General features: G+C 56.7%; 21 protein-coding genes. 19 read left to right on the forward strand and 2 right to left on the reverse strand.

Features of this window, described 5'->3' with window-relative positions:
- The first annotated feature begins 4 nt into the window (after positions 1-4).
- The 10 genes from phrB (at position 5) to nei (ending at position 8,971) form a co-directional block, all read left to right on the forward strand.
- Complete coding sequence (phrB, locus tag ACTJJ1_RS15590; RefSeq protein ID WP_440834367.1) at positions 5-1,435, forward strand: deoxyribodipyrimidine photo-lyase; 1,431 nt, start codon at positions 5-7, stop codon at positions 1,433-1,435.
- A 22-nt stretch (positions 1,436-1,457) separates the two neighbouring features.
- Positions 1,458-2,438: an MBL fold metallo-hydrolase gene (locus ACTJJ1_RS15595; protein ID WP_440834369.1), complete on the forward strand. Its 981-nt coding sequence runs from the start codon at positions 1,458-1,460 to the stop codon at positions 2,436-2,438.
- Between the two features lie 17 nt (positions 2,439-2,455).
- The gene (locus tag ACTJJ1_RS15600) at positions 2,456-3,199 is read left to right on the forward strand and encodes a type 2 GTP cyclohydrolase I (protein WP_004949728.1); all 744 of its coding nucleotides are present in this window, start codon (positions 2,456-2,458) and stop codon (positions 3,197-3,199) included.
- A 152-nt stretch (positions 3,200-3,351) separates the two neighbouring features.
- Positions 3,352-4,014: a 5-oxoprolinase subunit PxpB gene (gene pxpB, locus ACTJJ1_RS15605; RefSeq protein ID WP_440834371.1), complete on the forward strand. Its 663-nt coding sequence runs from the start codon at positions 3,352-3,354 to the stop codon at positions 4,012-4,014.
- Positions 4,008-4,940 carry a 5-oxoprolinase subunit PxpC gene (gene pxpC / locus ACTJJ1_RS15610; protein WP_440834373.1) on the forward strand — a complete coding sequence of 311 codons (933 nt, stop codon included), beginning with the start codon at positions 4,008-4,010 and terminating at the stop codon, positions 4,938-4,940. Before pxpB ends, pxpC begins: the two co-directional genes overlap by 7 nt.
- Positions 4,930-5,667 carry a 5-oxoprolinase subunit PxpA gene (pxpA, locus tag ACTJJ1_RS15615; protein ID WP_020453729.1) on the forward strand — a complete coding sequence of 246 codons (738 nt, stop codon included), beginning with the start codon at positions 4,930-4,932 and terminating at the stop codon, positions 5,665-5,667. Before pxpC ends, pxpA begins: the two co-directional genes overlap by 11 nt.
- 55 nt (positions 5,668-5,722) lie before the next feature.
- Positions 5,723-6,454 carry a DUF969 domain-containing protein gene (locus ACTJJ1_RS15620; RefSeq protein WP_004949737.1) on the forward strand — a complete coding sequence of 244 codons (732 nt, stop codon included), beginning with the start codon at positions 5,723-5,725 and terminating at the stop codon, positions 6,452-6,454.
- Positions 6,451-7,470: a DUF979 domain-containing protein gene (locus ACTJJ1_RS15625; protein ID WP_004949739.1), complete on the forward strand. Its 1,020-nt coding sequence runs from the start codon at positions 6,451-6,453 to the stop codon at positions 7,468-7,470. Before ACTJJ1_RS15620 ends, ACTJJ1_RS15625 begins: the two co-directional genes overlap by 4 nt.
- An 8-nt stretch (positions 7,471-7,478) precedes the next feature.
- Positions 7,479-8,123, forward strand: coding sequence for a pyroglutamyl-peptidase I (gene pcp / locus ACTJJ1_RS15630; RefSeq protein WP_004949741.1), 645 nt, complete (start codon positions 7,479-7,481; stop codon positions 8,121-8,123).
- 56 nt (positions 8,124-8,179) lie between these two features.
- A complete protein-coding gene (gene nei, locus ACTJJ1_RS15635) occupies positions 8,180-8,971 on the forward strand; it encodes an endonuclease VIII (RefSeq protein WP_440834376.1) in 792 nt (263 codons plus the stop codon).
- Between the two features lie 59 nt (positions 8,972-9,030).
- On the opposite strand, the gene ACTJJ1_RS15640 is transcribed toward nei, so the two are convergent.
- Entirely contained in the window at positions 9,031-10,323 is a 1,293-nt protein-coding gene (locus ACTJJ1_RS15640) for a citrate synthase (RefSeq protein WP_004949745.1), read from the reverse strand.
- A 735-nt stretch (positions 10,324-11,058) separates the two neighbouring features.
- Here ACTJJ1_RS15640 and sdhC point away from each other — a divergent pair.
- The 8 genes from sdhC (at position 11,059) to sucD (ending at position 20,768) form a co-directional block, all read left to right on the forward strand.
- The gene (gene sdhC / locus ACTJJ1_RS15645) at positions 11,059-11,448 is read left to right on the forward strand and encodes a succinate dehydrogenase cytochrome b556 subunit (RefSeq protein ID WP_004949747.1); all 390 of its coding nucleotides are present in this window, start codon (positions 11,059-11,061) and stop codon (positions 11,446-11,448) included.
- Positions 11,442-11,789: a succinate dehydrogenase membrane anchor subunit gene (gene sdhD / locus ACTJJ1_RS15650; RefSeq protein ID WP_004949748.1), complete on the forward strand. Its 348-nt coding sequence runs from the start codon at positions 11,442-11,444 to the stop codon at positions 11,787-11,789. The genes sdhC and sdhD overlap by 7 nt, the downstream gene beginning before the upstream one ends.
- Positions 11,790-13,556, forward strand: coding sequence for a succinate dehydrogenase flavoprotein subunit (gene sdhA / locus ACTJJ1_RS15655; RefSeq protein ID WP_004949751.1), 1,767 nt, complete (start codon positions 11,790-11,792; stop codon positions 13,554-13,556).
- 16 nt (positions 13,557-13,572) lie between these two features.
- Entirely contained in the window at positions 13,573-14,289 is a 717-nt protein-coding gene (locus tag ACTJJ1_RS15660) for a succinate dehydrogenase iron-sulfur subunit (RefSeq protein WP_440834379.1), read from the forward strand.
- Positions 14,290-14,565: 276 nt separating this feature from the next.
- Positions 14,566-17,373: a 2-oxoglutarate dehydrogenase E1 component gene (gene sucA / locus ACTJJ1_RS15665; protein ID WP_004949754.1), complete on the forward strand. Its 2,808-nt coding sequence runs from the start codon at positions 14,566-14,568 to the stop codon at positions 17,371-17,373.
- 18 nt (positions 17,374-17,391) lie between these two features.
- A complete protein-coding gene (gene odhB, locus ACTJJ1_RS15670) occupies positions 17,392-18,612 on the forward strand; it encodes a 2-oxoglutarate dehydrogenase complex dihydrolipoyllysine-residue succinyltransferase (RefSeq protein WP_004949755.1) in 1,221 nt (406 codons plus the stop codon).
- 117 nt (positions 18,613-18,729) lie between these two features.
- Complete coding sequence (sucC, locus tag ACTJJ1_RS15675) at positions 18,730-19,896, forward strand: ADP-forming succinate--CoA ligase subunit beta (protein WP_004949756.1); 1,167 nt, start codon at positions 18,730-18,732, stop codon at positions 19,894-19,896.
- Entirely contained in the window at positions 19,896-20,768 is an 873-nt protein-coding gene (sucD, locus tag ACTJJ1_RS15680) for a succinate--CoA ligase subunit alpha (RefSeq protein WP_004949757.1), read from the forward strand. Before sucC ends, sucD begins: the two co-directional genes overlap by 1 nt.
- A gap of 65 nt (positions 20,769-20,833) precedes the next feature.
- On the opposite strand, the gene ACTJJ1_RS15685 is transcribed toward sucD, so the two are convergent.
- On the reverse strand, positions 20,834-22,732 hold the full coding sequence (locus tag ACTJJ1_RS15685; RefSeq protein ID WP_004949758.1) for a bifunctional metallophosphatase/5'-nucleotidase: 1,899 nt from the start codon (positions 22,730-22,732) through the stop codon (positions 20,834-20,836).
- Between the two features lie 682 nt (positions 22,733-23,414).
- Here ACTJJ1_RS15685 and cydA point away from each other — a divergent pair.
- A complete protein-coding gene (gene cydA, locus ACTJJ1_RS15690) occupies positions 23,415-24,983 on the forward strand; it encodes a cytochrome ubiquinol oxidase subunit I (protein WP_004949759.1) in 1,569 nt (522 codons plus the stop codon).
- Positions 24,984-24,992: the final 9 nt, after the last annotated feature.

Raw genomic sequence — 24,992 nt, forward strand, 5'->3', positions numbered from 1 at the left:
TTTTATGGCCACGCATCTGGTCTGGCTACGTAACGATCTGCGTATAACCGACAACAAAGCGCTGCACGCCGCCTGTTGCGATCCCGCCGCCCGCGTGCTGGCGGTGTTCATCGCTACCCCTGGACAGTGGCGGCAGCATGAGATGGCGCCGCGTCAGGCGGCATTTATTCACGCCAACCTGCTGCAGGTTCAGCAGGCGCTGGCGGATCGCGGTATCCCGCTGGTTTGCCATCAGTGCGATGATTTTTCCGCCGCTGTTGACTGGCTGGTGGCGTACTGCGCGCAAGAGCGGGTGAATGCGCTGTTTTATAACCGCCAGTACGAGATCAATGAGCTAAAGCGTGATCAACAAGCGCAACGGCGTTTATCCGGGCAGGTGATTTGCCAAAGCTTCGATGACAGCCTGCTGTTACCGCCGGGCAGCGTACAAACCGGCGGCGGAGAGATGTACAAAATTTATACGCCATTCCGTAAGGCTTTTATCCAACGGCTGACCGAATCCGACGTCCGTTCCTTGCCGGCGCCCAAACGTCGTGAAGGCGGCGCGTTGCCGGTGTCAGTTGCGCCGGCGGCGTTCGATTATCCGCAGGTTGAGGCGGGTGCAGATTTTCCCGCCGGGGAAGACGTGGCGCTGCAGCGGCTGCGCGCTTTCTGCCGCGAGCAAGTGCAGGATTACCTGCAACAACGCGACTTTCCCGCTATTGCCGGTACCAGCAGCCTGTCGCCGTATCTGGCGATTGGCGTACTGTCGCCGCGCCAATGCTTTAACCGCCTGCGCGCCGAATGCCCGCAGGTACTGGAAAACAGCGACAGCGGCGCTTTTGGCTGGCTGAACGAATTGATCTGGCGCGAATTTTATCGGCATCTGATGGTGGCCTATCCTGCGTTATGCAGGCACCGTCCCTTTATCGAGTGGACGGATAGGGTACGCTGGAGGAATAACGACGCACTGTTGCTGGCCTGGCAGAAAGGTGCGACCGGCTACCCGATCGTTGATGCCGCCATGCGCCAGCTGAATAAAACCGGCTGGATGCACAATAGGTTACGCATGATCAGCGCCAGTTTTTTGGTGAAAGATCTGCTGATCGACTGGCGCGCCGGCGAACGCTATTTCATGTCGCAGCTGTTGGACGGCGATCTGGCGGCGAATAACGGCGGCTGGCAGTGGGCGGCTTCAACCGGCACCGACGCCGCGCCGTATTTCCGCATCTTTAATCCGACCACCCAGGGCGAACGTTTTGATCCGCAAGGCACTTTTATCCGTAAATGGTTGCCCGAGTTGGCGGATGTACCGGACAATGCTCTTCATCAGCCCCATCTCTGGGCGGAAAAACAGCAACGCACGCTGGATTATCCTTTGCCGATTGTCGATCACAAGCAGGCCCGGCTGGAGACGCTGGCGGCCTTTGAAGCGGCCAAGCGGGGGGAATATTAAGGCAACAGCAAGGAGCGAAAGAATGATGAACAAGGTGCTGGCCCTATGCCTGAGCGGCTATTCAGCCCTGGCGCTGGCCGGCTTTGACGTGGTAGCACTTGGCGTTGACGGCGGCGTCAGCGACGGCAATCTGACATCCTATCTGATCCGCAGCGACAACCAGCCGCAGTACCTGGCGCTCGATGCCGGTTCACTGTTGCCGGGCATTGCCAAAGGGCTGGAAAAAGGCAGTTTTCCGCAGGTGACCCCCGAACTGGCGGCGCCTTATACCCCTCAGGGTTACGTGTTCCGGCAACTGATCGGCGGTTACTTTATCAGCCATGGCCATCTGGACCATGTGGCCGGGCTGATTATCGGTTCGCCGGAGGACGGCAAGAAAAATATTTATGCCCAGGCCGATACCATCCTGACCTTGCGCAATCATTACTTTAACTGGAAGGCTTGGCCAAACTTCACCGACGCCGGTAACGGATCGCGGCTGGGCACCTATCGGTTGCAAACGGTGCGGCCGCAGCAGCGCTTTACCCTGGGCGTCACCGGCCTGAGCGGCGTGATGTATCCGCTCAGCCACGATCGTTATTCCTCCTCGATGCTGCTGGTGTCCGATCGCAGCGGATCCTTCGCCTATTTCGGCGACACCGGGCCGGATGTGCTCGAGCAGTCGCGCCATCTGGATACCGCCTGGCGCGCGCTGGGGCCGTTAATTGAACAGAAAAAGCTGAAGGGGATGATTATTGAAACCTCTTACCCCAATGGCGTTGAAGATAAAAACCTGTACGGCCACCTGACGCCGGCGTGGCTGTTGAAAGAGCTGAAAAGTCTGGCTCAGTACAGCGGCGGCGAAGGCTCGCTGAAGGATTTTCCGGTAGTGATCAGCCATATCAAACCCAGCCTGAAGCAGGGCGAAGACGTGCGCGCTACCATTAAGCAGCAGCTGGATCAGGGCAACGATCTGGGCGTGAAGTTTATCCTGATGACACAGGGCGACCGGCAAACATTTTGAATTGAAGAGAGAAGATTATGCGTAACCTCGATCTGGAAAATCTGATCAACAGCGAACTGAACAGCGCCGCGTTTCAGGACTATGCGCCGAATGGCCTGCAGGTAGAAGGGCGGTCGCACGTAAAACGTATCGTCACCGGCGTGACCGCCTGTCAGGCGCTGCTGGATGCGGCGGTGGAGCAGCAGGCGGATGCCATACTGGTGCATCACGGGTATTTCTGGAAAAACGAAGCGCCGGCGGTGCGCGGCATGAAACGCAATCGGCTGAAAACGCTGCTGACCAATGACATCAACCTGTACGGTTATCATCTGCCGCTGGATGCCCACCCGGTGCTGGGCAACAACGCGCAACTGGCGCATCTGCTTGGCATTCGCGTTATCGGTGAAGTGGAACCGCTGGTGCCGCACGGCGAGTTTGAACAACCGCTGACCGGCGCTGAGTTGCAGCAGCGCATTGAGAGCCGACTGGGCCGTGCAGTGCTGCACTGTGGCGATAACGCGCCGGCGCACATTCGTCGCGTGGCCTGGTGTACCGGCGGCGGCCAGGGTTTCATCGATAGCGCGGCGCGTTTCGGTGTGGACGCCTTTATCAGCGGTGAGGTATCGGAACAAACCATCCACACCGCACGGGAAATGGGCGTTCACTTCTTCGCTGCCGGTCACCACGCCACCGAGCGCGGCGGTGTGAAGGCGCTGGGGGAATGGCTGGCGCAGCATCATGGTTTTAACGTGACCTTTATCGATATCCCGAACCCCGCCTGATTCTTCCTCGGGATCTGGCCCGGCCTGCGCGCCGGCTGGATCCTTTTTGCGCCTTAATTCCTTATTTTTTCAATGGTTGCGTTCTATTGACAGCCGGGGCTGCGTCACGCATAACTGGTGTGTTTTTCATCGCGGTAATTAAGGAGAATCAGGTGCAACGACAACGAGCGCGTTATTACCTGTTGGGTGAAAGAGCCGTAGTGCTTGAACTGTCGCCGCCGATGACGCTGCCGAGCCAGCAGCGGATCTGGGCGCTGGCCGAAATATTTAATCATCATCCCGATGTGCTTGAAGTAGTGCCGGGAATGAACAATCTTACGCTGTTGCTCAATACGCCACAGGCCGATGCCGAAGCGATGTTGGCGCAGCTGCAGCAGGGCTGGGACAGCGAGGAAAGCCTGATGCCGCCATCGCGCCAGGTGGAGATTCCGGTGATCTACGGCGGCGAATATGGGCCTGATCTGGACGCGGTGGCGCACCACACCGGCATGACGCCGCAGCAGGTGGTGGAATGCCATTCTTCGGCGGCCTATGTGGTTTATTTCCTTGGCTTTCAGCCGGGCTTTTCTTACATGGGCGGCATGTCGGAAAAATTGGCGACGCCGCGTCGCGCCGAACCGCGTCTGGCGGTGGCAGCTGGCTCCATTGGCATCGGCGGCAGCCAGACCGGCATTTATCCGCTGGTCACGCCGGGGGGCTGGCAGTTGATTGGCCGCACGCCGCTGTCGTTATTCAACCCTTATGACATGCCGCCGACGCTGCTGCGCCCCGGCGATAACGTGCGCTTCGTGCCGCAGAAGGAGGGCGTATGTTGAAGATCCTGCGTGCGGGCATTTACACCACGGTACAGGATGCGGGCCGTCACGGTTTCCGCCATCTGGGCGTTAGCCAGGGCGGTGCGCTTGACCTGCCGGCGTTGAAAATCGCCAACCTGCTGGTGGGGAATTCACCAGGTGATGCCGGGCTGGAAATCACCCTTGGCCAATTCAGCGCCGAATTCACCCAGTCAGGGTGGATCGCTCTGACCGGGGCCGGTTGCGATGCAAAACTGGACGAAAAACCGCTGTGGACCGGCTGGCGTTACCCGGTTAAAGCGGGCCAGCAGCTGGTCATGAACATGCCTAAACGCGGCATGCGCAGCTATTTGGCGATTTCCGGCGGCATCACCGTGCCCGAAATGCTTGGCTCGCGCAGCACCGATATCAAAGCTGCCTTTGGCGGGCTGGAAGGGCGCAACCTGAAAGACGGCGACAGCCTGCCGTTGGGCAAGCCGGTTTCCGTGCCGCAAAACAGCTGTGGCGTTAAGCAACTGTTGTTCAATAATCGCATCCGCGCCTTGCCGGGACCGGAGTATGCCGAGTTCAGTCCCGAAGCACAGGAGGCTTTTTGGCGTACCTCCTGGCAGCTCAGCCCGCAGAGTAACCGCATGGGATATCGCCTGCACGGCAGCAATGCGCTGGGCCGCACCACCGACCGCGAAATGCTGTCGCACGGCCTGCTGCCGGGCGTGGTGCAGGTGCCGCATAACGGCCAGCCGATCGTGCTGATGGCCGACGCGCAAACTACCGGCGGTTACCCGCGCATTGCCTGCGTGATCGAGGCCGATCTCTACCATTTGGCGCAGATCCGTCTGGGCGAGGCTATCCACTTTGTTCCCTGTACCCTGGCGGAGGCGCAACGTGCCAAGGCCGAGCAGGATCGCTTTATCCAACAAATTGCCTGGGGGTTAGATGCGCGTTGATCTGAACGCCGATCTCGGCGAAGGCTGTGCCAACGACGAGGCGCTGTTGCAACTGGTCAGTTCGGCCAATATTGCCTGCGGTTTTCACGCAGGCGATGCACAAACCCTGCGTCAGTCGGTCCGTTGGGCGCTGCAATATGGCGTGGCTATAGGCGCGCACCCCAGTTTCCCCGATCGCGAGAACTTTGGCCGTACCCGCATGCAACTGCCGCCTGAAACGGTGTATGCGCAGGTGGTGTATCAACTGGGCGCGGTGGCGGCGATGGCCCGTGCCGAAGGCGGGGTGATGGTGCATGTGAAGCCGCACGGCATGTTGTACAACCAGGCTGCGGTTGAACCGGCTTTGGCGGAGGCCATCGCCCGGGCGGTGAAGGCGGTCGATCCTGCTCTGCGGTTGGTGGGGTTGGCGGGCAGCGAGCTTATCCGCGCCGGAGAGAAACTGGGGTTGGCGACGCGGCAGGAAGTGTTCGCCGATCGCGGTTATCAGGCCGACGGCACGCTGGTGCCGCGCGGTCAGCCGGGTGCGCTGATCACCAGCGACGAACTGGCGCTGGCGCAAACGCTGGAAATGGTGCGCCATCATCGGGTGCGCACGCAGGGCGGCACCTGGGCGGCGGTGCAGGCGGAAACCGTCTGTCTGCATGGCGACGGTGAACATGCGTTGAGTTTCGCCCGCACGCTGCGCGAACGTTTCGCCGAAGAGGGCATTAGCGTCAGCGCAGATTAATAGCAGTACACAACATCACTCATAAAAAACGATTGGAAACTATCGAGGGACGATTATGGAACCGGCCATTAATCTCTGGCCATTGATTGGCATTGTCGCCATCGTGGTTGGATTTGTTTTGCGTTTCAACCCAGTGCTGGTGGTGATTGCCGCCGGCATTATCACCGGGCTGGCGGCGTTGATGCCGCTGGACGTCATTCTGGAAAAACTGGGTGAAGGCTTCCTCAATACCCGGAATCTGCCGCTGATCCTGCTGTTGCCGCTGGCGGTAATAGGTCTGTTGGAACGCCACGGGTTGAAAGAACGCGCGCAGGCGTGGATCGCCAAGATCAAGAGCGCCACCGCAGGGCGGTTGTTGATCGTCTATCTGTTTGTGCGTGAAATCACCGCCGCCATGGGGCTGACCAGCCTGGGGGGCCACCCGCAAATGGTGCGTCCGCTGCTGGCGCCGATGGCGGAAGGGGCAACCGAAAATCGCTACGGCGAGTTGCCGGAACGCACGCGGCATCGCCTGCGTGCCATGTCCGCCGCCACCGATAACGTCGGGCTGTTCTTTGGCGAGGACATCTTCGTGGCCTTTGGTGCGATCATCTTCATGCATAACTTTATGCTGGAGTCAGGCGGTATCCAGACCGAGCCGTTGCATATCGCTTTATGGGGTATCCCGACCGCCATTTTCGCTTTCCTGATCCATGCATTCCGGCTTTACCGGATGGACAAACAACTCAGCGCCGAGCTGGCGCAGCTTAACCAGGCGGCGCTGCGGGCCAAAGGAGATGCCCAATGAATTTCCAACAACAATATCTCTACTGGCTGGCCGGCGCGGTGTTGTTGATCGTGGCGGTGATGTCGTTCCGCGATCGCGCCAACCCGCGCCGCATCACCACCGGGCTGTTTTGGGCGCTGTATGGCCTGGTCTTTTTGGTCGGCGACTGGACCTACAGCCTGCTGGGTGACGTGTTGGGCGAGGGCAGCAATGAGAAACGCATGCTGCATATCATCGTCGGCGTAGTGGTGATAGTGATGGCATTGATCGCCGGTTTCGGCGGGATGCGGCTTGGCAGCTACCATCAACGTACTCCGCAGCAGCGTGAAGAAAGTGCCAAACGGTTGGGGAACCGGCTGTTTATTCCTGCGCTGGCTATTCCGGTGGTGACGGTGGCCGGCGTGTTGCTGTTCAACAATATTCCGGCTCTGCAGCAGGCGGTGTTCGGCAGCGGCAATCACGCCACGTTGATTACGCTGTTCTCGATGGCGCTGGGTGTGGTGCTGGGCGGCATTATTGCGGTGCGAATGACTCGTGAAACCCTTTCGCAGCCGATACAGGAAGCGCGTCGTCTGTTGGATTCGGTCGGCTGGGCGTTTATTTTGCCGCAGATTCTGGCCACGCTGGGGCTGCTGTTCACTGCTGCCGGCGTCGGCACCGCGATTTCCCATCTGACCCAGGAATACCTGGCGGTCGACAATCGCTTTATCGCCGTGGCGGTTTACGCCATCGGCATGGCTCTGCTGACCATGGTGATGGGCAACGCTTTCGCCGCCTTCCCGATCGTCACTGCCGGTATCGGCATCCCGATCCTGGTACTGCAACACGGCGGTAATCCGGCGGTCATGGCGGCAATCGGCATGTTTTCCGGTTATTGCGGCACGCTGATGACGCCAATGGCTGCTAACTTTAATATTGTGCCGGCGGCGTTGCTGGAATTGCCGGACAAGAATGCGGTGATCAAGGCGCAGGTGCCGACCGGGGCGCTGTTGCTGTTGGTGAACGTGTTCCTGCTTTATTTCCTGATGTTTTTGTAGGAGAACCCATGCAAAAGGTATTGATTACGGGCTTTGAGCCCTTTGGCGGAGAACGCGTTAATCCTTCGTGGGAAGTGGTAAAGCAACTGAACGACAGGGAATTTGTTGGCACGCGCATCATTGCGCGCCAGCTGCCCTGCGTGTTTGGCGTAGCGCTTGAGGTGCTGAACGCGGCGATTGATGAGGTAAAGCCGGTGATGGTACTGGCCATCGGCCAGGCCGGAGGACGCACCGATATCACTATAGAGCGGGTAGCGATCAACGTCGATGATGCGCGCATTCCTGATAATCAGGGCCGGCAGCCGATCGACGAACCGATCCTTGAAGCCGGGCCGGCGGCCTATTTCAGCACCTTGCCGATAAAGGCGATGGTCAACTCGATGCGTGAAGCCGGCATACCCGCTTCGGTATCGCAAACCGCCGGGACCTATGTCTGCAACCACGTGATGTACGGCCTGTTGCACCGGTTAAACGGCCAGCAAGAGATTAAGGGCGGGTTTATTCATATCCCTTATCTGCCGGAGCAGGCTGCCGCCCACCCTGGCGCACCCAGCATGGCGTCGCAGACGGTGCTGTTCGCTCTGGAGTTGGCTATCTCCATCGCGTTGCAGGTGGAGCACGATCTGAAAGTGGTTGGCGGCGCGACGCATTAATCGTGTTTTCTATGGGCCTCTCGCTGCGGAGGCCCGGCTAATTCAGGAGTTGCAATATGCCGGAAGGACCGGAAATTCGCCGGGCGGCGGATGCGCTGGCTGCGGCGGTGATCGACCAGCCGCTGACGGAAGTGGGCTTCGCTTTTCCCCAGCTTAAACATTACCGCGATCGGTTAATCGGTGAACGTATCATTGCTATCGAGCCACGCGGCAAGGCGCTGCTGACCCACTTTTCTAACGGGCTGACGATGTACAGCCACAACCAGCTGTATGGCGTGTGGAAAGTGGCAAAAGCGGGAGAATCGCCGGATACCAAGCGTGATTTGCGCGTGCGGCTGGAAACGGCGCAGCAGGCGATTTTATTGTACAGCGCCTCGGAGATCACCCTGGGCCCGCGCGAAGAGATTGAACAACATCCGTTTTTGCAACGCATTGGTCCCGATGTGCTGGATATGTCGCTGACGGTGACAATGGTGGCACAACGGCTGCTGTCGCCGGCGTTTCGCCGCCGACAATTGGGGGGCATGCTGCTCGACCAGGGGTTTCTTGCCGGGTTGGGCAACTACCTGCGCGCCGAAATTCTCTGGCAGGCGGAACTGGCGCCACAGCACCGGCCACAGGACCTGATACCGGAAACGCTGCAGCGGCTGGCGCAGGCTCTGCTGGCGGTGCCTCGCCTGTCTTACCAGACGCGCGGGCAGGTGGATGAGAATCGCCATCATGGCGCACTGTTCAGCTTTAAGGTTTTCCACCGCAGCGGTGAGCCTTGCGAGCGCTGCGGCGCGATGATTGTCAGAACCCAACTGTCGTCACGGCCGTTTTATTGGTGCCCCGGTTGCCAAAAGTAGCAAAAAAAACGCCGCCCAATCGGGCGGCGCTGTGCTGCTTTATGTAGGGTAAAGCGGCGTTATTTGTTTTTCAGCTGGGATTTGAAATCACGTTCGGCATAGCCGGTATACAGCTGACGCGGACGGGCAATTTTGATGCCTTCGTCATGCATTTCGTTCCAGTGTGCAATCCAGCCGATGGTACGGGCGATGGCAAAAATAACGGTGAACATGGAAGAAGGGATACCCATCGCTTTCAGGATGATGCCTGAGTAGAAATCGACGTTCGGGTACAGTTTCTTCTCGATGAAGTACGGGTCGTTCAGCGCGATGTGTTCCAGCTCCATCGCCACTTCCAACAGGTTGTCGTCCTTCTTGTTCAGTTCTTTCAGCACTTCGTGACAGGTTTCGCGCATCACGGTGGCGCGCGGATCGTAGTTCTTGTACACGCGGTGGCCGAAGCCCATCAGACGGAACGAATCGTTCTTGTCTTTCGCGCGCTTGATGAACTCTGGGATGTGCTCAACGGTTTTGATCTCTTCGAGCATCTTCAGTGCGGCTTCGTTGGCACCGCCGTGCGCCGGCCCCCACAGGGAGGCGATACCGGCCGCAATACAGGCAAACGGGTTAGCGCCCGAAGAACCTGCGGTACGTACGGTAGAAGTGGACGCGTTTTGCTCGTGGTCGGCGTGCAGGATCAGGATGCGATCCATTGCGCGTTCCAGCACCGGATTCACCACGTATTCTTCACACGGGGTAGCGAACATCATGTGCAGGAAGTTGCCGGCGTAGGACAGATCGTTACGTGGATAAACGAACGGCTGGCCCAGGGAATATTTGTAACACATCGCCGCCACGGTAGGCATTTTGGACAGCAGGCGGAACGCAGTGATCTCGCGATGGCGCTCGTTGTTCACATCCAGCGCATCGTGGTAGAACGCCGCCAGCGCCCCGGTCACGCCGCACAGCACCGCCATAGGGTGCGAGTCACGACGGAAGCCACGGAACAGATGGGTAATCTGGTCGTGGATCATGGTATGACGGGTTACGGTAGTTTTGAAGGTCTCGAATTCTTCTGCGGTCGGGGTCTCGCCGTACAGCAGTATGTAGCACACTTCCAGGTAGGAAGACTCTTTCGCCAGCTGTTCGATCGGGAAACCGCGGTGCAGCAGCACGCCTTTGTCACCGTCGATAAAGGTGATTTTGGATTCGCAGGAAGCGGTAGAAGTAAAGCCGGGATCAAATGTGAAATAACCTTTGGAGCCCAGAGCGCGGACATCGAGGACATCGGGGCCCAGTGTCGGGGATAATACGCCCAGTTCGATCGGAGCTTCACCATCGTTAATGGTTAGCGTCGCTTTCTTATCAGTCATTTACTGTCTCCTTAGCGCCTTATTTTAAAAACCTCTAACAACTGAAATACCTTAATTCTCCGCAGGTTGCCCGCAAAAAATGGAGCGGACGCTAACTCTGTGAGCGACTGCGCAATTGCGCGGGTAGGGTACAGAGTGCTAACCAGGCGAACGAGGCGGGTGACCAGTTGTTAACGATTCATCGGAATTCGTTATATTCTGTTAATCGTACCTACGACGTGTTCGGGGGTTTTATGAACCTATCCCAATAAGCTGTTTTATCTGCCTTATTTGCTTTTACCTGCGGTGATTTGTTGCAAACATGACCGGCAAAAACGGCTATTAGGATAGGTTCTGCCAAATACACTGTTGCATATCTTGAACACTGGGGGAAGTGTATCCGCTGACCTATAGCGCATCATAGGACCGTTTGTGCCCCTATATGTAATGGAAATGTTGATCTCTTGTCAAATCAGATAATTAATTTTGTGCCAATTGTGAAATCCGTGATGTAAATCACTGTTCGGGGGAAATGTTACCAAACAGATTGTATGGGAATTGTAATCAGAATGTGATCCTCCTATACTGCCGCCAGGTCTCCGGATTACCCTGAAGTAGGAGCACCCAGCGTTATAAATGCGCATCGTTTAAGCTCAGAGGATGTTGAGGTTTAAGCGTGTGACGTGTAAGGGTTTTGGCTCTTAACGCTGTCTGATCCCCGCCCAGGTCCGGAGGAAGGAAAATAATAAGAGCTGTGTGGGCAAAAACGTGAAAAAACAAAGACCTGTCAACCTGGATCTGCAAACGATTCAGTTTCCCGTAACTGCGATAGCGTCCATCTTACACCGAGTCTCTGGCGTAATTACCTTCGTTGCCGTGGGTATCCTCCTCTGGCTGCTGGGCCTGTCTCTCTCTTCCCAAGAGGGTTTCATGCAGGCTGCTGCCATCATGAATAGCTTCGTTGTCAAATTCATATTCTGGGGCATCCTCACGGCGCTGGCCTATCACATTTGCGGTGGCATCCGTCACTTGTTAATGGATTTTGGCTATATCGAAGAGAGTTTAGCCGCCGGTACCCGTTCCGCCCAGGTGGCGATCGGTCTGACCGTCGTGCTGTCAGTTCTGGCTGGAGTCCTCGTATGGTAAACAATGTTTCTGCATTAGGGCGCAACGGCGTACACGACTGGTTGTTACTGCGTGCTTCCGCTATCGTCATCACCCTGTACGTGCTGTATATCCTGGGCTTCTTCGTCACGGCTCCGGATCTCACCTATGAAATCTGGCGCGGCTTCTTCGCCACCTCTATTACGAAAGTGTTCACGCTGCTGACGCTGCTGTCGATTCTGGTTCACGCCTGGGTCGGTTTGTGGCAGGTGTTGACGGACTACGTCAAACCGCTGGCAGTGCGTCTGGTGTTGCAACTGGCAATCGTTGTCGTGTTGCTGGTCTATTTGCTGTACGGAACAATCGTAGTGTGGGGTGTGTAAATGAAACTGCCGGTCAGAGAGTTTGATGCTGTAGTTATCGGTGCTGGTGGCGCAGGTATGCGCGCGGCACTGCAGATTTCTCAAGCGGGCTCCACGTGCGCCCTGATATCCAAAGTATTCCCGACCCGTTCCCATACCGTGTCTGCGCAGGGCGGCATTACCGTAGCCCTGGGCAATAACCACGCAGATAACTGGGAATGGCATATGTATGACACGGTGAAAGGTTCCGATTACATCGGTGACCAGGACGCCATCGAATATATGTGTAAAACCGGCCCGGAAGCGGTTCTGGAGCTGGAACACATGGGGCTGCCGTTCTCCCGTACCGATGAAGGCCGCATCTATCAGCGTCCGTTCGGCGGCCAGTCACTGAACTTTGGTGGCGAGCAGGCGGCACGCACCGCGGCGGCGGCGGACCGTACCGGTCACGCCCTGTTGCACACCCTGTATCAACAGAACCTGAAAAACCATACCACCATTTTCTCCGAGTGGTATGCGCTGGATCTGGTGAAAAACCAGGATGGCGCGGTGGTGGGCACCACGGCTATCTGTATCGAAACCGGTGAAGTGGTGTACTTCAAAGCCAAAGCTACCGTACTGGCGACCGGCGGTGCAGGCCGTATTTACCAGTCCACCACCAACGCGCATATCAACACCGGTGACGGTGTCGGCATGGCGCTGCGCGCCGGCGTGCCGGTGCAGGACATGGAAATGTGGCAGTTCCACCCGACCGGCATCGCCGGTGCTGGGGTATTGGTGACCGAAGGTTGCCGTGGTGAAGGCGGTTACCTGCTGAACAAACACGGCGAGCGTTTCATGGAGCGCTATGCGCCGAACGCCAAAGACCTGGCGGGCCGTGATGTCGTTGCCCGTTCGATCATGATTGAAATCCGCGAAGGCCGCGGCTGCGACGGTCCGTGGGGGCCACACGTCAAGCTGAAGCTGGATCACCTGGGTAAAGAGGTGCTGGAATCCCGTCTGCCGGGCATTCTGGAACTGTCGCGCACTTTCGCACACGTCGATCCGGTAAAAGAGCCGATCCCGGTGATCCCGACCTGTCACTACATGATGGGCGGCATACCGACCAAGGTGACCGGCCAGGCACTGACCGTGAACGAGAAAGGCGAAGATGTGGTGATCCCGGGTCTGTTTGCCGTGGGCGAAATCGCCTGCGTATCGGTACACGGCGCCAACCGCCTGGGCGGCAACTCGCTGCTGGATCTGGTGGTATTCGGTCGTGCTGCCGGTATGCATTTACAGGAATCTCTGGCGGAGCAGGGCGAGAGCCGTGACGCCAGCGAATCGGATGTGGATGCGTCGCTGGAGCGCCTGAACCGCTGGAACAACACCCGTTCGGGTGAGGATCCGGTCGAAATTCGCAAGGCGCTGCAAGCCTGTATGCAGCACAACTTCTCGGTATTCCGTGAAGGTGATGCCATGGCGAAAGGGCTGGAAGAGTTGAAAGAGATCCGTGAACGCCTGAAGAACGCACGCCTGGACGATACCTCCAGCGAATTCAACACCCAGCGCATCGAATGCCTGGAGTTGGATAACCTGATGGAGACTGCGTTTTCCACCGCCGTGTCGGCCAACTTCCGTACCGAGAGCCGTGGGGCGCACAGCCGCTTCGATTTCCCGGAACGCGATGATGCCAACTGGCTGTGTCATTCGCTGTATCAGCCGCAATCGGAAAGCATGACGCGTCGTGAAGTGAACATGCAACCGAAGCTGCGCCCGGCATTCCCACCGAAAGTGCGTTCCTACTGATCGCGGAGATCGATTGATGAAACTCGAATTCTCAATATATCGCTATAACCCGGATGTTGATGACGCTCCGCATATGCAGGATTTCACCCTGGAAGCGGAAGACGGCCGGGACATGATGCTGCTGGATGCGTTAATCCAGTTGAAAGAGAAAGATCCGACCCTGTCGTTCCGCCGTTCGTGCCGTGAAGGCGTGTGCGGTTCCGATGGCCTGAACATGAACGGCAAGAACGGCCTGGCATGCATCACCCCCATCTCGGCGTTGCGCAAAGGCAACAACAAGATTGTGATCCGTCCTCTGCCGGGTTTGCCGGTGGTGCGGGATCTGGTGGTTGATATGGGACAGTTCTATACCCAGTATGAAAAGATCAAGCCTTACCTGCTGAACGACGGCAAGAATCCTCCGGCGCGCGAACACCTGCAATCGCCGGAACAACGGGCTAAACTGGATGGTCTGTATGAATGCATCCTGTGCGCCTGTTGCTCGACGTCTTGCCCATCGTTCTGGTGGAATCCTGACAAGTTCGTAGGGCCTGCTGGCCTGTTGGCGGCGTACCGCTTCCTGATCGACAGCCGTGACACGGAAACACAAGAACGTTTAGACGATCTGGACGACGCTTTCAGTGTTTTCCGCTGCCATAGCATTATGAATTGTGTCAGTGTATGCCCTAAAGGCTTGAACCCGACGCGTGCGATCGGTCATATCAAGTCCATGCTGCTGCAACGCGGCGCATAAGCGCAATGAGATGCTGCGCCGGGCTGGTTCCGGCGCACATCGCAAAGGAGGGAGCCTCTAAAAACTGACCCGCGGCTGCGGCGCTATGCAGCCTGGTTCGTCCGCCGGTTTTTAGAGGTTCCTTGTAAGGGACCGCAAGGTCCATAACAAAACGTATCAGGCCTTATTGGGGTCATAAGATATGTCGAGTGAACCGTTTCTACGGCAAACCGTATCCATCACGGTAATTATGTTAACCACGGCGAAAACTAAAGCTTCAAAGCTTAAGGGATCATGATGCAGAACGGCGCAATGAAGGCCTGGCTGGATTCCTCCTATCTGGCGGGCGCGAACCAGTCTTACATAGAACAGCTCTATGAAGACTTCTTAACCGATCCGGGCTCCGTTGAAGATAGCTGGCGTTCCATTTTTCAACAGCTACCAACCGCGGGTGTTAAACCCGATCAGCTTCACTCTCAAACGCGTGACTACTTCCGCCGCCTGGCGAAAGACTCTGCGCGTTACAATACCACCATCAACGATCCAGACACCGACGCCAAACAGGTCAAGGTACTGCAGCTGATCAACGCCTTCCGTTTCCGCGGACATCAGCATGCCAATCTCGATCCGCTCGGCCTGTGGCAGCAAGAGACCGTTGCTGACCTCGATCCCGCTTACCACAATCTGACCGACGCCGACTTCCAGGAAACCTTTAACGTGGGTTCTTTCGCCATCGGCAAAGAAACCATGAAGTTGGGCGACCTGTATGCTGCGCTGAAGCAGACTTACTGCGGTTCGATCGGTGCGGAATACATGCATATCACCAATACCGAAGAGAAACGCTGGATTCAACAGCGCATCGAATCGGTAGCGGGGCGCGCCAGCTTTACTAACGAAGAGAAACGCCGTTTCCTGAACGAGCTGACCGCAGCGGAAGGCCTGGAACGCTATCTCGGCGCTAAATTCCCGGGAGCGAAACGCTTCTCTCTGGAAGGCGGCGATGCGCTGGTGCCCATGCTGAAAGAGATGGTTCGCCACGCCGGCAAGAACGGCACGCGCGAAGTGGTGCTGGGTATGGCTCACCGCGGCCGTCTGAACGTGTTGATCAACGTGCTGGGTAAAAAGCCCGCCGACCTGTTCGACGAGTTTGCCGGCAAGCACAAAGAACACCTCGGTACCGGTGACGTAAAATATCACCAGGGCTTCTCCTCCGATGTCGAAACCGAAGGCGGCATGGTTCACCTGGCGCTGGCGTTCAACCCGTCGCACCTGGAGATCGTCAGCCCGGTGGTGATGGGTTCCGTACGTGCCCGCCGCGATCGTCTGGACGAAGCGCGCAGCAACATGGTGTTGCCAATCACCATCCACGGTGACGCCGCCATTACCGGCCAGGGCGTGGTTCAGGAAACCCTGAACATGTCGCAGGCTCGCGGTTACGAAGTGGGCGGCACGGTGCGTATCGTCATCAACAACCAGGTTGGTTTCACCACCTCCAACCCGCTGGATGCGCGCTCGACCCAATACTGTACCGATATCGCCAAAATGGTGCAGTCGCCGATCTTCCACGTCAATGCTGACGATCCGGAAGCTGTGGCGTTCGTTACCCGTCTGGCGTTGGATTTCCGTAACACCTTCAAACGCGATGTGATGATCGATCTTGTCTGCTACCGTCGTCATGGGCATAACGAGGCCGACGAGCCAAGTGCAACCCAGCCGGTGATGTACCAGAAGATCAAAAAACACCCGACGCCGCGCAAGCTTTATGCTGACGTTCTTACCGAACAGAAAGTCGCGAGCCTGGAAGATGCCACGGAAATGGTCAACCTGTATCGCGATGCGCTCGATCGTGGCGATTGCGTGGTTGAAGAATGGCGTCCGATGAATCTGCATTCCTTTACCTGGTCGCCGTACCTGAACCACGAGTGGGACGAAGAGTACCCAAGCAAGGTTGAGATGAAGCGCTTGCAGGAACTGGCTCGTCGCATCAGCACCGTACCGGAAGCGATCGAAATGCAGTCGCGCGTAGCGAAAATCTACGGCGACCGTGCAGAGATGGCCGCAGGCAACAAAGCGTTCGACTGGGGTGCGGCTGAAACGCTGGCCTACGCCACTATGGTCGATGAAGGCATTCCGATTCGCATTTCCGGTGAAGATGCCGGGCGCGGGACCTTCTTCCACCGTCATGCTGTGGTGCATAACCAGAAAAACGGTTCGGTCTACGTTCCGCTGGCGAATGTGCACAGTGGGCAGGGCGAGTTTAAAGTCTGGGATTCCGTGCTGTCCGAAGAAGCGGTGCTGGCGTTCGAATACGGCTACGCCACTGCGGAACCGCGCACCCTGACCATCTGGGAAGCGCAGTTCGGTGACTTCGCCAACGGCGCTCAGGTGGTGATCGACCAGTTCATCAGTTCCGGCGAGCAGAAATGGGGCCGTATGTGTGGCCTGGTGATGCTGCTGCCGCACGGTTACGAAGGCCAGGGGCCGGAGCACTCCTCCGCGCGTCTGGAACGTTACCTGCAGCTGTGTGCGGAACAAAATATGCAGGTGTGCATCCCGTCCACCCCGGCGCAGGTCTACCATATGCTGCGTCGTCAGGCGCTGCGCGGTATGCGCCGTCCGTTGGTGGTGATGTCACCGAAATCCCTGCTGCGTCACCCGCTGGCGATTTCTTCTCTGGAAGAACTGGCTAACGGCACCTTCCTGCCGGCTATCGGCGAGATCGACGAGCTGGATCCGAAAGAGGTCAAACGCGTGGTGATGTGCTCCGGTAAGGTCTATTACGATCTGCTGGAACAGCGCCGCAAGAACGACCAGAAAGACGTGGCCATCGTACGTATCGAGCAGTTGTATCCGTTCCCGCACCAGGCCGTTCAGGCCGTGCTGGAGAAGTATGCTCACGTGCATGATTTCGTCTGGTGCCAGGAAGAGCCGCTGAACCAGGGCGCCTGGTACTGCAGCCAACACAATTTCCGTGAAGTCGTGCCGTTCGGGGCTTCTTTACGTTACGCCGGACGTCCAGCCTCCGCCTCTCCGGCGGTCGGTTATATGTCCGTACACCAGAAGCAGCAACAGGCTCTGGTTAATGACGCGCTGAATATTGAATAAAGATTAAGGGAAAGCTAAATGAGTAGCGTAGATATTCTGGTTCCTGACCTTCCTGAATCGGTTGCCGATGCGACCGTAGCCACCTGGCACAAGAAACCAGGCGACAGCGTCCAGCGTGACGAAGTTCTGGTTGAAATCGAAACTGACAAAGTTGTGTTGGAAGTGCCGGCCAGCGAAGCAGGTATTCTTGATGCGATCGTGGAAGAAGAGGGCGCAACCGTGCTTTCTCGCCAGATCCTCGGCCGTATTCGCCCGGGCAACAGCTCTGGCAAGCCGACCGAAGAGAAGAGCCAGGCTAAGGAAGCCACTCCGGCCCAGCGCGCAACCGCCAGCCTGGAAGAAGAGAGCAACGATGCACTCAGCCCGGCGATCCGCCGTCTGATTGCTGAACACGATCTCGACGCTGCAGCCATCAAAGGCAGCGGCGTGGGTGGTCGCATCACTCGCGAAGACGTGGAAGCGCATCTGGCTAACGGCAAGAAAGCCGACAAGCCGGCCGCAGCCGCAGTTGAAGCCGCACCGCAGCCTGCCCTGAGCAACCGCAGCGAAAAACGCGTGCCGATGACCCGTCTGCGCAAGCGCGTGGCCGAGCGTCTGTTGGAAGCGAAGAACAGCACTGCGATGCTGACTACCTTCAATGAAATCAACATGCAGCCGATCATGGATCTGCGCAAGCAGTACGGTGAAGCTTTCGAAAAACGCCACGGTGTACGTCTGGGCTTCATGTCCTTCTACATCAAGGCGGTGGTTGAAGCGCTGAAACGCTTCCCGGAAGTGAACGCTTCCATTGACGGTACTGATGTGGTCTACCACAACTATTTCGATATCAGCATTGCGGTATCTACCCCACGCGGCCTGGTGACCCCGGTACTGCGCGATGTAGACAGCATGAGCATGGCGGACATCGAGAAGAAAATCAAAGAGCTGGCGGTCAAAGGCCGTGACGGCAAATTGACCGTGGAAGAACTGACCGGCGGTAACTTCACCATTACCAACGGCGGCGTATTCGGTTCACTGATGTCGACCCCGATCATCAACCCACCGCAGAGCGCCATCCTGGGCATGCACGCCATTAAAGATCGCCCAATGGCGGTGAATGGCCAGGTTGTGATCCAGCCAATGATGTATCTGGCACTTTCTTACGATCACCGCCTGATCGACGGCAAAGAGTCCGTTGGTTACCTGGTGACGGTGAAAGAAATGCTGGAAGATCCGGCTCGTCTGCTGCTGGACGTATAACCCTGATGGGCGCGGTACGCCGCGCCCACACTCTGTGCTATGTGGCCGACAAAAGTCATGCGGTTTTCCGCCAAAATGGCTCGGCTAAAACCTTCAGAACTGAATGGATAGAACATCATGAATTTACACGAATATCAGGCAAAACAGCTGTTTGCTCGGTATGGCATGCCGGCACCAACCGGTTACGCCTGTACCACACCGCGTGAAGCAGAAGAAGCCGCATCCAAAATCGGCTCCGGCCCGTGGGTGGTAAAATGTCAGGTTCATGCTGGCGGTCGCGGTAAAGCTGGCGGCGTTAAAGTGGTTAACAGCAAAGAAGACATTCGTGCTTTCGCTGAAGCCTGGCTGGGCAAACGTCTGGTGACCTACCAGACTGACGCGCTGGGCCAACCGGTTCACCAGATCCTGGTAGAAGCGGCGACCGACATCGATAAAGAACTGTATCTGGGCGCGGTAGTTGACCGTGCAAGCCGTCGCGTGGTGTTTATGGCATCCACCGAAGGTGGCGTTGAGATTGAAAAAGTTGCGGAAGAAACCCCGGAACTGATCCACAAAATGACCATCGACCCACTGGCAGGCCCACAGCCTTACCAGGGCCGTGAGCTGGCCTTCAAACTGGGCCTGACCGGCAAGCAAGTCGGCCAGTTCGCCAAGATCTTCATGGGCTTGGCGACGCTGTTCCTGGAGCGCGACCTGGCGATGGTTGAGATCAACCCGCTGGTAGTCACCAAGCAGGGCGATCTGATTTGCCTGGACGGCAAACTGGGCGCCGACGGCAACGCACTGTTCCGCCAGTCTGAACTGCGTGAAATGCGTGACCCTTCTCAGGAAGACGAGCGTGAATCCCGTGCTGCACAGTGGGAGCTGAACTACGTTGCTCTCGACGGCAACATCGGTTGCATGGTTAACGGCGCGGGTCTGGCGATGGGCACCATGGACATCGTTAAACTGCACGGCGGCGAACCGGCCAACTTCCTCGACGTAGGCGGCGGCGCGACCAAAGAGCGCGTGACCGAAGCGTTCAAAATCATCCTGTCTGACGACAAGGTGAAAGCGGTTCTGGTTAACATTTTCGGTGGTATCGTGCGCTGCGATCTGATCGCCGACGGCATCATTGGCGCAGTCGCCGAAGTGGGCGTTAACGTCCCTGTGGTCGTGCGTCTGGAAGGGAACAATGCCGAACTGGGCGCCAAGAAACTGGCGGACAGCGGTCTGAATATCATTGCTGCGACCAGCCTGACTGATGCGGCTCAGCAAGTTGTTGCGGCAGTGGAGGGTAAATAATGTCCATTTTAATCGATAAGAACACCAAAGTAATTTGCCAGGGCTTCACCGGTAGCCAGGGGACCTTCCACTCCGAGCAGGCTATCGCTTACGGCACTAAAATGGTCGGTGGCGTTACGCCGGGCAAAGGCGGCACTCAACACCTGGGTCTGCCGGTGTTCAACACCGTGCGTGAAGCGGTCGAAGCGACCGGCGCTACTGCGTCCGTGATCTACGTACCGGCGCCGTTCTGCAAAGACTCCATTCTGGAAGCTATCGATGCAGGCATCAAACTGATCATCACCATCACCGAAGGCATCCCTACGCTGGATATGCTGACCGTGAAAGTGAAGCTGGATGAAGCCGGCGTGCGCATGATTGGCCCGAACTGCCCAGGCGTTATCACTCCGGGCGAGTGCAAAATCGGCATCATGCCAGGCCACATCCACCTGCCGGGCAAAGTGGGCATCGTTTCCCGCTCTGGCACCCTGACCTATGAAGCGGTTAAGCAAACCACCGATACCGGTCTGGGCCAGTCTACCTGTGTGGGCATCGGCGGCGACCCGATCCCAGGCTCCAACTTCATCGATATCCTGAAAATGTTCCAGGAAGATCCGCAGACTGAAGCGATTGTGATGATCGGCGAGATCGGCGGTAGCGCGGAAGAAGAAGCGGCAGCTTACATCAAAGAACACGTCACCAAGCCGGTTGTTGGCTACATTGCCGGCGTTACTGCGCCGAAAGGCAAACGTATGGGCCACGCAGGCGCCATCATCGCCGGCGGCAAAGGTACTGCGGACGAAAAATTCGCAGCGCTGGAAGCGGCCGGAGTTAAAACCGTACGCAGCCTGGCTGACATCGGTGAAGCGGTAAAAGCGGTATTGAATCGCTGATACGGCAAGACTGTCTCGACATGATTGTGGCCACCCTTTTGGGTGGCCTTTTTTATGGAAAGGGGTCAGAAGCTGTTGAGCGCCTTGATCAGCGTGATGCGATCCTGCAGGCGTTGTTTTTGCATTGCGTCGTTGCTGTTTCCCCGTTGCTTTTCGAGCGAGGAGAGGGCGGCGTTATAGCCGGCGGCGTCACTGAATAATGCATCCTTAACGTTGATTGATGCCACGTTGGTATAACGGCCGTCATCGGTGGTGGGGACGCGGATGATGCCTTGATTTAACAGACTTTTGACGATTGCCCGCTGGGGTTCATAGCCTTCCATGCCCACCAGTTTCCAGCGCTGCTGCGGCAGCCCCTGATATTGTCCTTTTTTCACTTCCGTCAGATAACGCAGGGTGAGATTGCGGATGGTGCCTTCCTCCTCGCCGTATTGCGCCTTACTGTCGGACAGCACCGGGAAGGATTGCCCCTCCAGCGCACCGCCTTTTTGCGTCAGATGTCCCATGCGATAGCTATTCATGCCCAGGCGAATCGGCATCTCGTCGGTAACCGGGGTGCCATCGGCCAGGCGTAAATCGGTAATGCGCGAACCGGCGGGTTGGCGCAGATCGATGCTGTAGGTGACGCCGTCGAAAAAGTCGTTGGTAGAGTATTTGGAGGCGCGACGCGCCGGGTTAAAGCTGTAGGTAACATCACCCGGCTTAAGCTGGTTAAAGTAACCGGCAGACCATTCCATATACTGTTTTAACGCTTTGCCGTTAAGCTGATAAACGGTGATTTCACCGCCGGCGTATTGATAGTTAAACGCGATATCCTTGGCCTTGATTTCACCGACATCGAGTTTGGCGGAGTCATTATCGATTTGCAGGGCGATCACCTGCGCCTGCGGCGCGTAATAACGGGCGGCTTGCTGGAACAGGGCGCTGATGCCGGTATCCTGAATATGCACTTGCGGAATACCCTTGATCTCGTCGGCCGGCACCAGATCGCTGCCGGTCAGCGTCGCTACCACCCGATTGGCATTGGCGCGCAGAATATCGTGATACGGCTGGTAGAGGGCCAGCATGCCGCTGTCGGGTGCGATGCCCTTAATCGGGTAGGTAAAACTGTCTTTATTGATTAGGGCGAACTTGCCGTCGCGCCGTTCAAACTGCAGATCGATGCGCGATAGCGCGCGGCCATATTTATCCGGCTCGGTAATAATGACGCCGTTGACCACTGCCTTGTCGATTTTTACATGCATATGTCCGGCAACGATCGCGGCCAGTTGCGGGTTGGCGTTGGCAATGTCGGCCACGCCGGTGCCTGGTCGCTGGTTTTCGTTATCGATACCCATATGCGCCACCAGAACGATGGCGTCGACCTGGCCGTCAATCTCGTTGATTACGTTCTTCACCGCTTGCACAGGGTCGGTAAAGTTCAGCCCTTTGGTGCGATCGGTGCCTTTGGCAAACTCGGCGGTCATTGGTGTATCCATGCCGATAATGCCGATTTTAACGCCCTGGCGTTCGATAATTTTGTACGCCGGCAGGAACGGCTTGCCGTTATCCCAGAAAATATTGCCCGCCAGCGCGGTGCCTTCAAACTGCTTGAGTGGCGTCGCCAGCACCGGCAGGCCGAAATCGAACTCGTGGTTGCCCATCACCCAGACGTCGTACTTGAGCGCGTTGAAGCCCAGCATCATCGGGCTGATGGCCTCATGTTTGAAGGTTTCGACAAAATTGCCCTGAATGGTGTCGCCGGCGTCAACCAGGATCAGGTTGGGTTGTTCGGCACGCAGTTTTTTAATCTGAGTGGCGATCTGGCTCAGGCTGCCTGCCAGGTTTTCGGTATCGCTGGCGTAGTCCCAGGGCACGAAGGTGCCGTGCAGGTCAGAGGTGCCCAGCAACGTAATATTCACCGTTTCCGCGGCGATGGCGCTCCCTGAGAGTCCAAGAACAGAGGCAAAAAGAATTTTTTTCATAACTTATTGTAGGCCAAAGATTTTTATACAAGATTCTATTTTGCTACAAAAATGCAACCTTTACGATCAAATAGCTAAAAATAGACTAATATTGGAGAGAGTTTTTTGCTTTTGTGACTGAAATCACTGTGTTCGATTATTGGAAATAAAAAGTTAATTATGTCGCATAATAAGCGCGTAATAATACAATGGCACCGCTTTTAAATTACATTTATTTAACACAAAAATATCATTAAAAAACAATTAAACCATTACGCAACATGACCCTAAGAAAATTATGAGAAATGTGCTGATGAATATGGAAATAATACTAAGATAGGCTTAAATTGTTTCAGATCAAATTAGCCCAGAGTACCTCTTTTGGCCAGGATTTGACCTGTAACCAAAAGTCTAACCCACATCACGCAAAAACCTATTTATTGTGTGGGATTTGGCGAGTATCATCCATGTTGTGATTATGGATGGTTGATCTTGTTGCATTTGTTACCCGTTGTCGGTTTTCAGTGGTGTGCTTGACGTTGGCCCGTGTGGCCTTGCGGTGAGTGTGCGGTTGAAAGCGGAGAAGCTGGATCAAATTTGTTGTGTTTAAGGGCATTCACTGCGGGGCGTTACCGGTGTCTTCGAAAGATGTATTACCGATAACCGCATGTCGGAGTCTTCCTGCGAGGAGCAAGGAGTCAAGATGTTTGATATTGTCGAACTGTCGCGCTTACAGTTTGCTTTAACGGCGATGTACCATTTCTTATTTGTCCCATTAACGCTAGGCATGGCGTTTTTGCTGGCAATTATGGAAACGGTATATGTGCTGTCTGGCAAACAAATCTATAAAGATATGACCAAATTCTGGGGCAAGTTATTTGCGATTAACTTTGCTCTGGGTGTGGCCACCGGTTTGACCATGGAGTTCCAGTTCGGGACCAACTGGTCATATTTCTCCCATTACGTCGGTGATATTTTCGGGGCCCCGCTGGCCATCGAAGGTCTGATGGCGTTCTTCCTTGAATCGACGTTGGTCGGGCTGTTCTTCTTCGGCTGGGATCGTCTGAGCAAAGTGCAGCACATGGCGGTAACCTGGCTGGTGGCGCTGGGCTCGAACTTCTCCGCACTGTGGATCCTGGTTGCCAACGGCTGGATGCAGAACCCGATCGCCTCTGACTTCAACTTCGAAACCATGCGCATGGAGATGCTCAGCTTCTCCGAATTGGTGCTCAACCCGGTTGCGCAGGTGAAGTTTGTGCACACCGTGGCTGCCGGCTACACCTGTGGCGCGATGTTCGTTCTGGGCATCAGCTCTTACTACCTGTTGAAAGGCCGCGATGTTGCCTTTGCCAAGCGCTCCTTCGCCATTGCCGCCAGTTTCGGTATGGCTGCCGTATTGTCCGTTATCGTGCTGGGTGATGAATCCGGTTACGAAATGGGCGACGTGCAGAAAACCAAGCTGGCCGCTATCGAAGCCGAGTGGGAAACCCAACCGGCTCCGGCCGCCTTTACCCTGTTCGGGATCCCGAATCAGGATAAAATGGAAAACTCCTACGCGATTCAAATCCCTTACGCGCTCGGGCTGATTGCGACTCGCTCAACGGACACCCAGGTCACCGGCCTGAAAGATCTGATGGCGCAGCATGAAGTGCGTATCCGCAACGGGATGAAAGCCTACCAATTGCTCGAAGAGCTGCGTGGCGGCAATACCGATCCGGCCGTGCGCGCCGAGTTCAATAAAGCCAAGCAGGATCTGGGCTACGGTCTGTTGCTGAAGCGTTATACCCCGAACGTCACCGACGCGACGGAAGCGCAGATCCAGCAAGCGACCAAAGACTCCATCCCACGCGTGGCACCGCTGTACTTCGCCTTCCGCATCATGGTGGCTTGTGGCGTGCTGATGCTGTTCATTATCGGCCTGTCGTTCTGGAGCGTGATTCGCGGGCGCATCGGTCAGAGGAAATGGCTGCACCGTGCGGCGCTGTATGGTTTGCCGCTGCCCTGGATTGCGATCGAAGCCGGCTGGTTTGTGGCTGAATACGGTCGTCAACCCTGGGCGATCGGTGAGGTGCTGCCGACGGCTGTCGCCAACTCTTCACTGACTGCGGGCGACATTCTGTTCTCGATGGGGCTGATTTGCGGCTTGTACACCCTGTTCCTGGTGGCTGAGATGTACCTGATGTTCAAATTTGCGCGTCTGGGTCCAAGCAGCCTGAAAACTGGCCGCTACCACTTTGAACAACCGACTGCCGCCGTGCAGGAAGCGCGCTAAACAGGAGTC

It is taken from the genome of Serratia sp. 22264, from assembly GCF_052045345.1.
Classification (GTDB): domain Bacteria; phylum Pseudomonadota; class Gammaproteobacteria; order Enterobacterales; family Enterobacteriaceae; genus Serratia; species Serratia plymuthica.